Genomic DNA, 15,399 nt, shown 5'->3' with positions numbered 1-15,399 from the left:
CTCTTAGAGTTGTGGTTGGGGCGGAGTCCAGGATGAGGGGCTTGAGGGCTATTCCTGAATGGCCTTCCTTCGTTGCTGGAGATATGCATTCCGGACGGCTCCATATAAATCGAGCGTGCCTTCCTCAACGCCTTGAAATTTTTCAAGTGTGAGTGCCCGGAGATTCACGGTTTCGCCAGCAACCATTCCAAGCCGTGAAAATGTGACGGTCGGATCGTGTTGGACCAATCTTGGGGCATCAGCGATTTCAATAAAGGGAAGGACCAGCCAATTAAAAGGGTCAAGGAAGGAGTCGCCGATAAAACCAATCCCATCCCGCAATGTGAAGGGTCCCAGAAATGGAATCATGAGGAAGGGTCCCGGCCCCACTCCATAGGATCCTAAGGTTTGTCCCATGTCCTCTTGGGGGGTATCCAAATCAAACATGATTTTCGCCGGATCAAACAACCCTCCCACCCCAAGGGTGGAATTGATGAGGAACCGGCTCAGCTCAATGCCGGCGCCCTGAAACTTTGCCTGGAAAAGGTTGTTGAAAAGTCTCGGCACAAATCGAATATTTTGAAACACGTTAGAGAAGCTTTGCTGAACGTCGGGAGGGATAAAGAAATTATAAACTTTGGCAGCCGGCTTCACCACATATTTGTCCAGTCGGTAATTAAATTCAAAGACGGCGGAATTAACAGGTTCTAGAGGGTCATAGTCCTTGCCCTGGGCTTGATCGGATTCATCAAAGGGATCAAAAAATTCAGTTTCTTTCTCCTCGCCCTCCGAGTCGAGTCCGTCCTCAAATTCAACCATTTGAATAGCCGGCTCTGATTCCATGCCACCCTGGGTCTTGGTGGATTTGGCATTTCCTGCACATCCACTAAGTCCTACGGTAAGGCATAGTATCACCCAGATGGACAATCGCATCGTTTCTCCTCTCATGCCAAAAGCTTCTTTTTGAAGATGTAGGTGGAACCAGTCCACTTCATCTAGTGATTAGAACTTTAAAATAAACCAGTAATACAGAATAACTTCAATTATTTCAGGGATAAACCGAGCGGACTGTAACAAAATCCCTTACCCAAGCCAACAATCTCTTTCCTCGTCCCCACTTCTCGAAAGACCTGTGACTAGTGATAGGATTCAGGCCTTTCTCGTCTGTTTTGGTAAAGGCATGAAAAAGACTGCTGAAAGTTTTGTCAGATTCCTTAACAAAACATTACAGAGAAAACCTTGGAAAACTTAGATGCTGCCATACTTTTTCATGATGTACCTCAGAGGTCGTAAAGTGCATCGACGTTTTCAATGAGGCTTTTCTCTTTAGAGGGAAGATCGTCCTCAGTATTGGAGAGGAGGCAGCATTAACGATTATCAAAGTGCTGCATGTGAAAAAGCTTTTTTAGTGGCACTCCCTTTGCTGATTGGTCGTAAGTGACCAATGCGGTTCATGGGGCATCAATGCCTCTTAACCAGAAGGTCAGATGACCTGAGAACGTTCAATAGAAGGGAGACCAGCTATGAGCCCATCGGTATCGGAACAGAAGCCTTCCTGGAATGGTTCCATTAAACGGGTGAAAAAGCAGGACCGTCACCCTGTCTTGTCCGGCGGTGGCTCCCCTGATGTGGACAGGTCGTCAGGAATAAGTGACAAGCAACTTCCCCTATACCTAAGGGAAATAGGGCAAGTGTCATTACTGGACCGTGATGGTGAAGTTCGTCTGTGTAAGAAAATTGAGGAAGCCCGGCGAAGTATGCTGGATATTCTTTATTCCCTTCCTATGACGTTGAGCTATCTTCAAGAGCAACGCATGCGGTTGATGAATGGCGAAATCGTGGCTAAACACATTGTTCAAAAGGAGAAAGAGGAGTATGTAGAGGCCGAATCGGAGGAAGAACCTGAGATTCCAGACATCCAAGCCGAGCAGCTAGAAGATGAAGAATTTCGTCAACGGGTCATTCAGCAACTGAGTCATCTTTGTCACTGCGTTGAATTCATGATGACGAAGGACAATGACTCCACAGCCAAGCATGGCGCTTCGACCTCTGTGCAAGCAAGAAAAAAATTATGGCAAAGTCTTGAAGGAGTGAATTGGCATCCAGCGTTTACGAAACAGGTAGAAAGCCGCATACGCGCAACCGAACGTCAACTTGCAGAGGTGTTGAAACGGTTAGGAATATCCTCCCAAGATATCTTTAATAGTGGCAAGACAACACAGGGGATGGGTCGGGAATCTTTCTCTGCCAGAAACACTGTCATTGAGGCCACCTCAAGTTCCCATCGCTTGGCCCTGGAAGCAGGAGAACACCTCATATATTTGGAGCAAGAAGTTTTGCGCATGTGCTTTTCCGACTTTCTCGCACGGGTTGGGCAATTAGACCAAGCCAAGATCCGTTTGCATTTCGCCAAGGAGGCGATGTTGGAGGCAAACTTACGTCTGGTTGTTAGTGTGGCCAAACGATATGTGAATAGAGGTCTCGATTTGCTGGACCTTATACAGGAAGGCAATATTGGCCTGATGCGTGCGGTAGATCGTTTTGAGTATCAACGAGGCTATAAGTTCAGCACCTATGCGACGTGGTGGATTCGACAGGCGGTAACCCGGGCATTGGCTGATCAATCAAGGACCGTACGGATTCCGGTGCATGTGTGTGATGTGCTTACTCGAGTGCGACGAACGATGGAACGTTTAGCGGTACAATTGGGGCGTGAGCCGAAATTGGAGGAGCTCAGCGGCGCTGTGGATATTCCTCTGGATAAACTATCCACCATGTTGGAAGCGACAAAAGGTACTCTGTCGCTGGAGACTCCTATGGGCGATGAAGACGGGTCGCCTCTTTCTGATCTCTTGCAAGACCATGCCGCAGTTTCTCCATGTTATTCTGCTGAACGGGTGGATCTACAGGAAAAAGTGACTACCTTATTAGGGACTTTAACCCCTCGGGAGGCACATATTATTCGGCGACGCTTTGGAATTGGAGAGCTTGAGGATGCCACTCTTGAAGAGATCGGCATTGAATTCTCTGTGACCCGAGAGCGGATTCGACAAATTGAGGAACGGGCGTTAGCCAAATTGCGTGAACCCCAACGAAATGTGGTCTTGCGTAATTTTTTTCAACCATCCGGTCCAGCCCTAGGATAGGCCGATTCTTTTTGTGAACGTGCTATGTCGAACCACAAAGGTGGTTGATTTCAGAATGGTACAATCTAGGAAAGGCCATTAAGGAAAAAGCGAATCACCGAGAGGTGGGGAGGATTCAGTCGTTGAAGATTCGTGGTGACCCAGACTACTTTTGAAATTAGCACCCGCTGTCTGGGCATTGAGGAAGGTCGTTCCATTAAGATTGGCCTGCTGAAAATCGCTTCCATACAGGTCAGTGTCCTGAAAATCTGCCCAAGCGCAGTCCGAGCAAAAAAAGTTTCCATCCCGAATTTGAGCACGGACGAATGTGGCGCCGCGAAGTGTCGCATGCTGGAACTCGGTTCCTTGAAGGTTCGCATGCTGGAAATCCGCCCATATAAGATCGGCTTGTGAAAAATTTGCCCAGGCTAACTGGGCACCCCTGAAACGGACACTTCGCAGATTCGCGCCTTGAAAATTTGCGCCGCGCAGGTTCGCCCCCTCAAAATTTGCCCCAGGGAGGTAGGCTTCCTGAAAATTGGCATTCCGAAGATCCTGGTGGCGGAAATCGGCCTCGCGAAGGTCAATCTGAAAAAAATCTTGGGAACTTGGTGGAGCTGTGTGGGTAGACTGTTCGTGCTCGGATTGTTTGTCTTTTTTGATTCCAGCCTGCTGGGAGCGTCTCCAATTCTGATGGGTGTGGAGAAGAAGGGCCCGGTCATCTTCAACTTCGTTGAGAGGAGGCTGCAAGGGACGGTCTTCAATTGATGCCATAAAGAGATGCCTTGAAAAGACAACAGAAAATGAAAAATGAATTGACAGGGATCCATGGGATGCAGGTCACAATGAAACCTTAGCGAAATTGACAACAAGGGTCCAGTCCAAAAAGCGGGTCTGGAGGGACCATGGAAACATCAATATGGTATACAAATACTCCTGCGCTTTGGGCATGAAAAATGATCGAAGGATGTTCCAAAATTTTTTATTGGCGGATATCACAAAAATTAAACATGTGGTGATGTGAGATGGAATTAACCATTTTTGTTTTATGGACGGTGGTGGCGCTATTAGGCTATCAACTGTGGGTGTTGTGGAAAGCGCATGGGTCATTTCTGCAGATTCTGAAGGAACTTCCTGATCGTATTCGATCTGGCTTGGGAGTGGTAGGCGTTAGAGAGCTGAAGGACATTCAAGAAAGTTTTTATCGTCTTGAGCAGCGTGACCATATTAGGAAGATTCCAGAGACGACGGGCGAAAAATTCGACCAACATTTTCAAGAATGTTTTCAAAAAGTGGACTCCCCTGTTGATTGCCTCGAACCCATTGATGACTCACTCTCTGTCATGGACGGACCCGTCCCCCGATCCAGGTCGATCATGTGGAAAGGTCTTCGCTTTACCCTCAGCGATTCCATTTGGTTCCATGCAGGAGTGGTGTCGAACGAAGATGTAGAAGATGATCAAGTTCAAGCCATGGTGCAGGGACCATTTTGTCGGAGGTGTTTGAAGCGATTGGTGGGGAGGGTTCGTGTTCAGGATTCAGGTGTTCCACCGCAATGTCATAACTGTGGCCTATCCTGGAGCATACATGAGCTCGACTATACAGAAATGCCCCTTGGTGACCTTAAGCGCATGGTGTATGGCATGCTTGATCGAAAAGTAAGAATGAGTCGAAACGTTCAATGCGAAGTTTTCATTGTGGGGGAAGAGGATTCAGGTGCTGTCCAGTGATCTTTTGCCGTTAGGCAGAACTTGTGTGGGTGTAGTTGGGATGCTATAACCGACCACTATGCTCCTCTGCCCTTCCTGTTCACAGGAGAATCCAGATACCGCGAACTTTTGTTTGCAGTGCGGAAAAGCGCTTGGTTCCCCATCTTCAGAGACTGCCCCAGAGGTCAATTCTGAGGAACCTGGGGCCAGGACGCCTCCAACTCAATCCCAATTGTGGGAAACGTTCATCGGTCCAAGTAAATCCATTCAATTTTCCGTCAAGACCGGGTGGGTGTGGCGGTCGGCTTTTTTGTACTACAAAGAAAAATTTGAAAGCATTGAAACCCCTCAAGGTCCACGATTTGCGTTAAGTTGGAACTGGCCCGCCGCCCTGTTTGATTCGTTTCTTTGGTTTTTATATCGAAAGATGTACCTGTTTGCGTTGTTATACGCTGTAGCCCCGGCTCTGGCCATATTTATGACTGGGGATGTGATGGTGGGAATTGTGTCAAGAATATTGGCAGGGGCCAGCGCGAATTACTTGTACTATTGGCATGTGAAAGACAAGGTACAGAGAATTATGGCGATGCCCGGTCTTGATGATACTGGTCGTGCTCACCTGATTCAGGAGGAAGGTGGAGTACAACCTTATGTCCTCTGGTTGGGGGTGGTGCTGCATATGCTGATGCTTGGTTTACTGGCGGCGACCCTTGTTCAAGGGCCTCCGGTTGAGGATCCTCTTGGTGGAACGGAAGGACGTCCTGTTCAAAAATTCTTTTAAGAGAGAGAATCGGGATTCTTGATGGCTGGATGGCCCTGGGATTGATTTGAGGCGGTCTGCCAATTGAACCAGGCTCGAAACCAATCATAATCAGATTGGTAGGCGGTAGATTTGGCGTCCCCCTGTTTGCCTTTTTCAGTCAAGAGGGTGTAGGTTCTGGGCCAATTTTTTGTCCACCAGGATTTGAGGGCTTCCGGTGAGGAGGGCTGATCGTCTGACTGAAAAATATCTGCGGCATCAACAATCTGGGCGATGAGCTTCCACGCTCGATCTTTTCCCAAACCCAAATTTCGAAAATGTTCCCGTAATAAAAAGACTACCCATAATTCCGCACTGTGTTTCTTGTTGTGTTTAAATGGTTGTGTTTGGCGAAGGGGAATCGGGTCAAAGTTTTTGATGATTGAGGTATAATCGGGGCCTCCATACTCTCCCACCAATTCTGCAATACCCTCTAACATGTTGGCCAATTCGACCTCAACTTCCGATCGAGGGGAGTCCGCAGGCATGGCTAGCGGACTCGGTGTTGTGAGCATATCAATGACGGGCTTGAGTTCTCTGAGGCGACCGACTGCAGCCTTGAGGATACGTTCCGACTCCAACCAATAGTCAGAATCATTTTTGGCCGTTCGTTCTTGTCCTGCCGGGGGAAGGACTGCGGGAATCCAATGCCGGATGAGTGTAAATAGGATATAGTCCAGATCACCGCCTTCGTCAGCCGCTCGATCCAAGGCGTTTTGCGGCCCAAGGCCTTGGCGGAAAAACTGTTCTGTTCGTTCTGCGACGCCATGTCGGCCAGCCAATGCGGTCCACCAGCGTGCGAATTGTTCCAATTTATGTTCGTCAGAGACCATATCGTATCGAAAGCAGGGAAAAAATTTTCTGGTCATGGTACGATTCGGTGCCAAGCAATGCAAGCAAGAATAGGTCACTGAACAATGTTAAAGAGGCAACCACGAAAGGGAGCGAGGGAGGAAAACTAGATGGCTCAGTTGGTGTTAATTCGTCATGGCGAATCTCAGTGGAATTTGGAAAACCGTTTTACGGGCTGGGTCGATGTCCCATTAACTCCTAAAGGAGAACAGGAAGCCCGCGATGCTGGTAAGAAACTTAAGTCCTTTCAGTTTGATTGTGCATTTACCTCGGTGTTGATGCGCGCCAAGGAAACCCTCCGATTGGTTCTGGAAGAAATTGGACAGACGACGATTCCCATTGAGGAAAACAAGGCGCTGAATGAGCGGATGTATGGAGAGCTGCAGGGGCTCAACAAAACAGAAACGGCACAAAAATATGGCGACCAACAGGTGAAAATTTGGCGGCGAAGCTTTGATGTGCCTCCCCCTGGTGGTGAAAGTCTGAAGGATACCGCTGAACGAGTCCTTCCCTATTATGAAAATCGAATCCGGCCGGCTCTATTGGGAGATAAAACGGTTTTAATCGTGGCCCATGGCAATAGTTTGCGGTCATTAGTTATGCAATTGGAGCAATTATCAAAAGAAGCTGTGCTTGAATTGAATATTCCGACGGGTGCGCCATTATGGTATGAATTGGCCACATCTGGGGAGGTAACCGACCATCGATATTTGTAATTGAGCTAGAGCGCCTTGTTGAAATCTCTAAAGCGCAATTTCAAGTCATCATTTGCCGGAGAAGATTGCTTTATATCTGTTTGGTTGAATCATGGTCGTCATTTTCCTTTTCTTTATTGCAGGGTTGTGGATGGCCGATGGTGTGGCCTTGTTGATTGCCCCGGAACGCATGATTGCCACCTTGCGACAGTCGCTGGTTGTGGCACCAGGGTTTATAAAATGGGGCGGCGTTGCAGCCCTATTGGGAATCCTTCTGTTATTCGGAACCAGAGGCATCCCCTACCAACCTCTTTGGATCGTCGTGGGTTTGAGTATGGTTGCGAAGGGCATTTTCCTGTATGCCGGATCGGATCGTTGGCGGTTACGGATCGTCAAATGGTGCTTAGAGCGGGAGCTGATCGATTATCGCATCTGGGGCCTGGCGTTATGTACCCTTTCTGTCTTGCTCTTAGATGCGTTGGGCTGGGGCAAAGGACCCTAGGTTGTTGAAATGATAAGAGCAATCTGATGCGGCTATGCCAAAAGCATCATGATATTGAGGGCATATGAAAGATATTGATCGAGAAAAGCTGTACGATACCTGGCAGGTTCATCAATCTATGGATTGGCCGGACGGGTTAGGGGGTGATGAAGGGCAACTCATGACGTTGGATACAGTCATTGGAGGATGTTTGACCTATTACCTTGATGAGCATCATCTTGATGAAGCACGGATTGAAATCTTACGTGATTGTCTTACTGAGCTGGAATCTCTCGTCCCTGACCTAAATGAAGCCACGAGTGAATATTTCAGACGTTTGCAATTTCTTGGCGTGACCCTTCTACAAGATTTTTCTTAAATCTAATTTTGCTTTTTTTCGCTCTTCCTGCCCCTTTTCCCGTTGCAACCTAAATGAGCTCCCTTTCTGGACAATTTAGGACTTCTGACTTTCATGGAAATGGTTTTGGCTGGTTTGACGCTGGAAAAAATGCTGTGGTACCGTGGTTGCTGGTTTCTACCTATTGCCTGTCACAGTAAGGTACCGACAATGAGTCAACAAAATGACCTAAAAACGATTTTGAATAAACTTCATTATTCCGACGATGCCAAGGTGGTGGCGCAGATTTCGGCCCAGACCAAACTGGTCATGGCACGAATGAAGGGGATTCGCCGCAAGGTGGTGGTGATGAGCGGCAAAGGCGGGGTAGGGAAAAGTATGACCACCGTGAATCTGGCGTTGGCCTTCGCGCGGATGGGGCAACGGGTGGGATTACTGGATGTGGATATTAATGGGCCTTGTGTGCCGCAAATGTTGGGCATGCGCGGGAAGGGCTTATTGGATACCCCGGAAGGGGCGGTGCCGCCGACCGGTCCGTTAAATATTAAAGTGGCGTCGATGGATTTTCTCCTACAAGAAAACGCTCCGGTGCGGTGGAAAGGTCCCATGGACCTCAGCCCGGTTTGGTTGGGCATGACCGAAATGAATGTGATTCGGGAATTTCTCTCCGACATGGTCTGGGGAGAATTGGACTATTTGTTGGCCGACCTGCCCCCAGGGGCGGCAGCCGATAAGCCACCCCTCCTGGCCGGACTCATTCCTGATTTAGCGGGGGCGGTGGTGGTGACGACGCCTTCCGAGGTGGCTTCGAATGTCGTCCAAAAATCCATTGCCTATGCCCAGGAGCTGGGTATTGAGATTTTGGGGGTGGTCGAGAATATGAGCCAGTACCGCTGTCCCTCCTGCGGGGAAGAAAGTCCCTTGTTTGAGGGGGATACCGATTCCATGTGTGAGGCCTTGGGTTTGCCTCTCTTAGGACGCATTCCCTTTGATCGGAATTTTGCCCGCACCTTTGATAAGGGGGAACCGATCCTGGATGGAGGCAATCCCACTGCGGCGAAATATCAGGACATTGCCAAAAAGGTTCATACATTGTTGGATTATCAACATGTTTTAGACGGGAAAGTGTAACGTCTCGAAGCGATCGTTGGCCTTCGCCGACGTTCAGAAGGGAAACGATATGAAGTTTGTTTGTCTCAAATGCGAAACCTATATGACTTTTGAAAAAGTCGAAAAACCTGCTGAAGGCTCATTGGGGGTGTTTTTTGAATGCCCTTCCTGCCAATCGCGGTTTTCGATGGTGACCAATCCCGGCGAGACCCAGATGGTCTCCTCTTTGGGTGTTCAGTTGGGCGGGAGAACCGAAGCGCCCAAACCGTTAGAAATGACTCGGGGCGGGTTAGAGGACAATGTTTCGGCTGGCATGGGACAGATGGCCGCCTATTTGAACGAAAAAATTCAAGGTGGCCAACCGGCCGCGGCTCCCTCGACCCCAGCCGCTTCTGCCGCCCCGGCTAGTGCCGGAGCACCAGGTACTACTTCGGAAGGCGGCGGATGTCCCTTTTCGGCAATGGTCGCCCAAATGGGTCTGGGCTCAACGGACGCCACAGGCACCCCAGCCCCTTCGGCTGGAGTGCAATTGATCTGGTCGCCGGATGCCCAAGAGAAGCTGGCCAAACTGCCATCGTTTGTGCAGCCGATGGTCAAAAGCAGCGTAGAGACTTATGCCCGGAAGAGCGGTTTTACCACCGTGACTCTTCAGGTGATGGACGATTCCAAGAATGCCTCTACGGAGGGGATAAAGTGGACGCCGGAGGCGCAACAGCGGTTGGATAATATTCCCGACTTTATTCGCCCCATGGCGCGGCGGGAAATCGAACGTCTGGTCAAGGAGCGGGGACAGTCGGAAATTACAGCTGAAGTCATGGAAGAAGCCAAAGAAAAGTTTATGAAATTTATGTAAATCTCGATTGATATTTGTGTTTTCACAAAGGCGGCTCCTGAAAAGGAGTCGCCTTTTTTGTTATTCCCACGAAAGTGGAAATCCAGTCTTGTCTTACATTTCAAAAATGTGCGGGGTTTCGCTCCTGCCGACGAGGTCCTTTTGTTTCGGCAAAAGGACACCCTTGCTCGGGGACGTAACCCAGCATAAAGATTAAGCAAAATCCTTCCAATTCGCGTATGGCTTTGTTCGGTAAATGGCTTCTGCCTTCACGGGAAGTTCAACTCCAGCATGCTCTAGAAGTTGAGCTAGCTTCCCAAGTGGTAATCCCACGACCGTGGGATAATCTCCGTCAATTTTTTCGATAAGATGTGCTCCTTTTCCTTGAATGGAATAGGCACCGGCTTTCCCCAGGCTATCTTGTGTCGCCAGGTATGCCTGCAAGTCGGCATGTGAGAAGTTCTTGATCAAGACTTTGACGGTTTCTACCCATGTTTCCTCTATCTGTTTAGCCTTGCCTACCAAAACCAAACCGGTATGGACGAGATGGCATCGGCCGCGCAAGCGGGTCAGCATGTGGTGGGCATCTTCGAGGTCTGCCGGTTTGCCAAGGATCTGGCCATCCAATTCAATGACGGTGTCACTGCCGATGACGAGGCTGTTCGGATAGTGACTCGCCACGGATTGGGCTTTTTCAAGGGCCAGGCGTCGGACATGATTGGCGGGTGTTTCTTGGCCGAGGACTTCTTCATTGATTTCGGGCGGAATGATCTCAAAGGGAATTCCCAAGAGGGTCAGCAATTCTTTTCGACGAGGCGACGAGGAGGCCAGGATGAGGTGAGGATCGGGCATTTAGGAGGCGGGGATGGTGGCCGGTATTTCCAGGTTCTGGTTGGCCAGAGTACGGGCTTGGTACTGGTTGACCAAATTGACCACATCTGTTGTGGAATGGGTACGAACGAGTTGTGCGCGCATCGCTGCGGCGTAGGGAAAGCCGGAGCAATACCAGCCTAGGTGTTTGCGCATGCGTACGAAACGCTCTGGCCCATGGACCCGTTCAAACAGGGAGGCATGTTGGATCATGATCCTGAATTTTTCTTCCAGGGTTGGAGCATGCTGTGGTGGAATGCAGGCTTGTCCGATCCGCAACATTTCTCGTATCTTTGGAATCCCCTGAAAAACCCATGGATTGCCGAGTGAGCCACGGCCAATCAACACGCCGTTAACGCCGGATCCCCGAATGCGGACAGCAGATTCTCCCAGACTCTGAATATCGCCATTACCCATGACAAGAATGCCGTGCGGCTGGATTCGGCTTGCGGCGAGGGCGATCGCCTCCCAATCGGATTGCCCCCGGTACATTTGTGATAGCGTACGGCCGTGAATGGAGATGACCTCTGGGCGTCCCTGGATAAGACAGGAGCTCCATTCTTCGATCATATTCCGGTCGAAGCCAATGCGGGTTTTGACGGATAACGGAATGGTTTTGCGAATTGAGGAGTGGTGTAGCTCGCTCTGAAGCTGGCCGATGGCTTCCAAGGCTTTGGCCTTCAGCCCGATTTGGGCCAGGGTCTGGCCAGCGGCCCAATCCTGGACGCCTTTTCTGGCCATCTCTATCAGTTCCAGTGCCAGATTTGGCGTGCGGATCAATCCGGCGCCACTTCCCGAGGAAGCGACATTTTTCGAAGGGCAGCCCATGTTGATATCCAACCCATCAAACCCCAATTCACAGACCACATGGGCCGCTTGGTAAAATAAGGCAGGTTCCTTCCCATAAATTTGGGCAATGACGGGACGTTCCGCTTCCGAGTATCGCAGGCTGTCGAGGGCCTTAAGTTTCCCGGAACAGATGTCATGGACATTGGTAAATTCCGTAAAGACCACATCAGGTTTCCCGTGTATTGCCACGATATGGCGGAAGGCCGAATCAGTGACGCCATCCATGGGGGCCAATCCAATAATTGGTTGAGGGAGGGACCGCCATAGTGTGGAAACGGTTTGCGGGGAGTGAGTCATGAGCTGTGCGAATGAAATCGGATGCTTGAGTTCTGAGGTTATTTTACCGAAAACGTCTAGGTGTTCCTTTAAATCTTACACCTTTACTTCTTATACAGCCGACCGACCATTGACGGGAAGCTTCTGGAAAAGCCCAGTTGGTACATACTTGTTTTTGTCGTTGATGAATTTGGAGGGTAGTGGATGTCATTACGTAAAAATACATTTTTGGAAATGCCATCTGATGTGAACCATTGCGCAAAAATAAATGTGATGGAAGAGGAGATTGTACGCGAAATCAAATCTCTTTGGACAGGACCTGACAATGATGTGCGGACGGCCTTATTAAAAGAAATGCTAGGAAGTGTGGTTAGGCTACGTGATTTAGATACGGATGTCATAGATGTCAAGATTCTTCATCGAGCCTTAAAAGAGCTTCGCTACGCCTTCCGGGTATTTCGGCAATATCGCGAGGTGAAAAAAGTCAGTATTTTTGGTTCAGCCAGGACCCCAGTGGATGATCCCAACTATAAGCTGGCATCCCGATTTGGGAAACTCCTCAGTCAACGTGGCTTTATGGTGATCACTGGTGGCGGGCCAGGGATTATGCTAGCCGGGAATGAGGGGGCTGGTCGGGAGAATAGTTTTGGGGTGAATATAATGCTGCCTTTTGAGCAAGCCCCGAATGCGATGATTGCGGATGATAAAAAGCTTGTGCATCTCAAGTATTTTTTTACGCGAAAATTGTTGTTGGTGAAGGAAAGCCATGCCGTCGCCCTTTTCCCTGGAGGATTTGGGACGTTAGATGAGGCGTTTGAAGTTTTAACACTGATTCAAACGGGGAAAACCCACCCGATTCCCGTCGTGTGTATCGAATCCCCTGGTGGTAATTACTGGAAAAGAATGATGAAGTTTTTGGAGCAACAACTCTTGTCTCGTGGGTTTATTCATCGATCCGATTTAGCGCTCTTCAAAGTCGTGTATTCGGCAGAGGAAGCGGTTGAGGAAATTCAGCAATTTTTCCGGGTGTATCATTCTTTGCGGATGGTGAGAGATATGATGGTTATCCGAATTCATCAACAGCTCACGCAGGCGGAGATGATTCAGTTAAACCAGGAATTTTCGGACCTCTTGACCGATGGAGAGTTTCGGCAAGTTGCGGCGTTGCCCGAGGAAAAGGATGAACCCCACCTTTCTCACTTGTCACGTCTGGTGTTACATTTCAATTGGAAAGAGTTGGGACGTCTTCGGCACTGCATTGATTGGCTCAATGCGCGAGCAACAGCCATATAGTTATTTTGTGAAGTGTGCTGAAGGTTTGTCCGGATTTATTGAAAACTGATAAGCTCAGTCCAAGAGGCGTGATGATGATAAAATTTGACGAATTGCCCAATCAGAACCCACCGGACGTGGTGTTGTATCACGCCGATTGCATGGATGGATTTGGGGCAGCGTGGGCTCTCTGGAAACGGTTTCCACAGGCTCGCTACGTGGCGGTCAAGCATGGGAATCCCCCTCCGGACGGATTGCAAAACCAGCATGTGGTGATGGTTGATTTTAGTTATCACCGCGAAACCATATTGGAGTTGGCGGATCAAGTGGCCAGTCTGTACATTTTAGATCATCACATTACCGCGCAGGATTCTCTGAAGGATTTGCCTTTTGCGTATTTCGATATGAATCGCAGTGGCGCGGTCCTGGCATGGGAATGGGCTCACACGGAACCGGTTCCCTGGCTTCTTCAATATGTGCAGGATAAGGATTTATGGCAGTGGCAACTTCCCTGTAGTCGGGAAATTAGTGCGGCGCTGGCGTCATACCCGTTTGGATTTGAACGGTGGGAATCTCTTCAATTTGAAACATTAAAAGTTGAGGGCACAGGTATTTTGCGATCCGAAAAGGCATTAGTTGAAAAGATGGCAAACGAAGTCACCATGGTGTCGTTTGAAGGGCATCTGGTTCCCGCTGTTCACTCAGCTGTTTTAACTAGCCAGATTGGTGAGCATCTTTCTGAAAGACATCCATTTTGCCTCATTTGGCATCAAAAAGATGGCCGCCGGTATTTTTCACTTCGGTCAAAAACCGGAGGGATTTCTGTGTCTGATATTGCGGCGAAATATGGTGGAGGTGGGCACACCCATGCTGCTGGTTTCTCGATCCCTTTAGACGATGATCCTCAGGATTTTCTTAACCCCGTTTTGGGTCTGGCTGATTGTTCTCCTGCCTCTGCTCAGTTCTGACAATTCAATAGAAGCTTCTTGAGGGTGAATCCATGATCCCACTTCGGGATGACAATCCTACTGAAATTACGCCTGTGGTGACTGTGGCGTTTATTGTCTCCTGTTCCCTGGTATTCCTGTATGAACTCTCTCTCCCGATGGCACGCAATGAAGCATTTTTCTATATGTATGGGGCGATTCCTGCAGTCGTGTTGGGGCATGCTCAATTACCATCCGAGCTGGTGAGTCTCCCAGCCTATGGAACGCTTCTCTCAAGTATGTTTCTCCACGGGGGCTGGATGCATTTAATCGGGAATATGCTCTATCTGTGGGTTTTTGGAAATAACATCGAAGATGTGATGGGCCATACAAAGTTTGTCTTGTTCTATTTAATTTGCGGGGTATTGGCTGCCTTCAGTCATGCGTTAATTGATCCCGAATCAACCATACCAATGGTTGGTGCTAGCGGGGCAATTTCAGGGATTTTAGGGGCGTATTTATTGCTGTATCCTCATGCGCGGGTTTTGGTTTTGATTCCTTTTGGATTTATCGGCACCTTTAATGTTCCAGCGGCTATGGTATTGGGTTTATGGTTCTTTATGCAGGTCTTAAGTGGCGGCATGAGTCTTGGAAATCAAGGTGGTGGAGTCGCTTTTTTTGCGCACATCGGTGGATTTCTTGTTGGAATGATTTTGATTGGATTTTTCAAGCATCCTCACGTCAGGTTTTTTAACCCTCCTCATTCTTCCAATTCTTCGGTCTCTTGGTAATGCAGTTGGCTCATTACCCTGGAACATGAAATTGAGTGGATTTTTTGTAGCAAAGGGAATTCTTTTTTTCCTTTTTTGAGTCTACTCCTGACCTATTTTGGATCGGTTGGGTGTTTGAACATCGAAGGCTTTCCCCTTGTTGAGGAAGGGCATGGAATTATCAGTTTCTCTCATTCAGGAGATTTTTAAATAATAGCGTTTAATATTTCTATCAATCTACGTGTGGGCGGCATAAAGAATTGGAATGCAATGTCTATGGCGAATCTATTGTCAAACCTACATTGAAAAATGATGTTAGAGGTGGGGAATAAGATTTTTTCTGCCAAAAAGACTTCTTCGAAAATGCAAAATTTACTTAAAGGATTTTAAAATCATTTGGTTAGAAAGAAATCAAATTCAAGATTAGATTTTTAATGAAGAATTTGACCCTATGGAAAATAAAATTAAATTTTAAAAGAAAGTAATTGACAGCCTG

Annotated in this window: 16 protein-coding genes; 11 read left to right on the top strand and 5 right to left on the bottom strand. The window is 48.5% G+C overall.

Annotated elements, in window-relative coordinates:
* Positions 1-48 precede the first annotated feature (48 nt).
* Entirely contained in the window at positions 49-912 is an 864-nt protein-coding gene (locus tag ACWHYD_RS20150) for an MlaA family lipoprotein (protein ID WP_447963785.1), read from the bottom strand.
* Between the two features lie 590 nt (positions 913-1,502).
* On the opposite strand from ACWHYD_RS20150, the gene ACWHYD_RS20145 reads away from it, so the two are divergent.
* On the top strand, positions 1,503-3,125 hold the full coding sequence (locus ACWHYD_RS20145) for a sigma-70 family RNA polymerase sigma factor (protein ID WP_447963784.1): 1,623 nt from the start codon (positions 1,503-1,505) through the stop codon (positions 3,123-3,125).
* 78 nt (positions 3,126-3,203) lie between these two features.
* On the opposite strand, the gene ACWHYD_RS20140 is transcribed toward ACWHYD_RS20145, so the two are convergent.
* Complete coding sequence (locus ACWHYD_RS20140) at positions 3,204-3,878, bottom strand: pentapeptide repeat-containing protein (RefSeq protein WP_447963783.1); 675 nt, start codon at positions 3,876-3,878, stop codon at positions 3,204-3,206.
* 251 nt (positions 3,879-4,129) lie between these two features.
* Between ACWHYD_RS20140 and ACWHYD_RS20135 the strand changes: the two genes are divergently transcribed.
* Positions 4,130-4,834 carry a hypothetical protein gene (locus ACWHYD_RS20135; RefSeq protein ID WP_447963782.1) on the top strand — a complete coding sequence of 235 codons (705 nt, stop codon included), beginning with the start codon at positions 4,130-4,132 and terminating at the stop codon, positions 4,832-4,834.
* 58 nt (positions 4,835-4,892) lie between these two features.
* Positions 4,893-5,594 carry a DUF2628 domain-containing protein gene (locus tag ACWHYD_RS20130; RefSeq protein WP_447963781.1) on the top strand — a complete coding sequence of 234 codons (702 nt, stop codon included), beginning with the start codon at positions 4,893-4,895 and terminating at the stop codon, positions 5,592-5,594.
* Here the strand turns inward: ACWHYD_RS20130 and ACWHYD_RS20125 are convergent.
* Complete coding sequence (locus tag ACWHYD_RS20125; protein ID WP_447963780.1) at positions 5,591-6,481, bottom strand: hypothetical protein; 891 nt, start codon at positions 6,479-6,481, stop codon at positions 5,591-5,593. The genes ACWHYD_RS20130 and ACWHYD_RS20125 overlap by 4 nt on opposite strands.
* A gap of 93 nt (positions 6,482-6,574) precedes the next feature.
* Here ACWHYD_RS20125 and ACWHYD_RS20120 point away from each other — a divergent pair, with 93 nt between their 5' ends.
* The 5 genes from ACWHYD_RS20120 (at position 6,575) to ACWHYD_RS20100 (ending at position 9,961) form a co-directional block, all read left to right on the top strand.
* A complete protein-coding gene (locus tag ACWHYD_RS20120; protein WP_447963779.1) occupies positions 6,575-7,180 on the top strand; it encodes a 2,3-bisphosphoglycerate-dependent phosphoglycerate mutase in 606 nt (201 codons plus the stop codon).
* Between the two features lie 91 nt (positions 7,181-7,271).
* Positions 7,272-7,661, top strand: a complete 390-nt coding sequence (locus ACWHYD_RS20115) for a hypothetical protein (RefSeq protein ID WP_447963778.1) — start codon at positions 7,272-7,274, stop codon at positions 7,659-7,661.
* A 64-nt stretch (positions 7,662-7,725) separates the two neighbouring features.
* The gene (locus ACWHYD_RS20110) at positions 7,726-8,019 is read left to right on the top strand and encodes a hypothetical protein (protein WP_447963777.1); all 294 of its coding nucleotides are present in this window, start codon (positions 7,726-7,728) and stop codon (positions 8,017-8,019) included.
* Positions 8,020-8,208: 189 nt separating this feature from the next.
* Positions 8,209-9,129 carry a P-loop NTPase gene (locus tag ACWHYD_RS20105; protein ID WP_447963776.1) on the top strand — a complete coding sequence of 307 codons (921 nt, stop codon included), beginning with the start codon at positions 8,209-8,211 and terminating at the stop codon, positions 9,127-9,129.
* Positions 9,130-9,178: 49 nt separating this feature from the next.
* Positions 9,179-9,961 carry a PCP reductase family protein gene (locus ACWHYD_RS20100; RefSeq protein ID WP_447963775.1) on the top strand — a complete coding sequence of 261 codons (783 nt, stop codon included), beginning with the start codon at positions 9,179-9,181 and terminating at the stop codon, positions 9,959-9,961.
* 192 nt (positions 9,962-10,153) lie between these two features.
* Here ACWHYD_RS20100 and ACWHYD_RS20095 read toward each other — a convergent pair whose 3' ends face one another.
* On the bottom strand, positions 10,154-10,792 hold the full coding sequence (locus tag ACWHYD_RS20095; RefSeq protein ID WP_447963774.1) for a Maf family protein: 639 nt from the start codon (positions 10,790-10,792) through the stop codon (positions 10,154-10,156).
* Positions 10,793-11,884, bottom strand: a complete 1,092-nt coding sequence (locus tag ACWHYD_RS20090) for a tRNA dihydrouridine synthase (RefSeq protein ID WP_447963773.1) — start codon at positions 11,882-11,884, stop codon at positions 10,793-10,795.
* A 255-nt stretch (positions 11,885-12,139) separates the two neighbouring features.
* Here ACWHYD_RS20090 and ACWHYD_RS20085 point away from each other — a divergent pair, with 255 nt between their 5' ends.
* The 3 genes from ACWHYD_RS20085 to ACWHYD_RS20075 all read left to right on the top strand — a co-directional run bounded on the left by ACWHYD_RS20085 (position 12,140) and on the right by ACWHYD_RS20075 (position 14,924).
* The gene (locus ACWHYD_RS20085) at positions 12,140-13,228 is read left to right on the top strand and encodes an LOG family protein (RefSeq protein WP_447963772.1); all 1,089 of its coding nucleotides are present in this window, start codon (positions 12,140-12,142) and stop codon (positions 13,226-13,228) included.
* Between the two features lie 71 nt (positions 13,229-13,299).
* Positions 13,300-14,175: a DHHA1 domain-containing protein gene (locus tag ACWHYD_RS20080; protein ID WP_447963771.1), complete on the top strand. Its 876-nt coding sequence runs from the start codon at positions 13,300-13,302 to the stop codon at positions 14,173-14,175.
* Between the two features lie 32 nt (positions 14,176-14,207).
* A complete protein-coding gene (locus ACWHYD_RS20075) occupies positions 14,208-14,924 on the top strand; it encodes a rhomboid family intramembrane serine protease (protein WP_447963770.1) in 717 nt (238 codons plus the stop codon).
* Positions 14,925-15,399 lie beyond the last annotated feature (475 nt).

Source organism: Nitrospira sp. Ecomares 2.1, assembly GCF_965152585.1.
The sequence above is the reverse complement of the archived record's forward strand: the minus strand, read 5'-3'. Positions and strand labels throughout refer to the sequence as shown.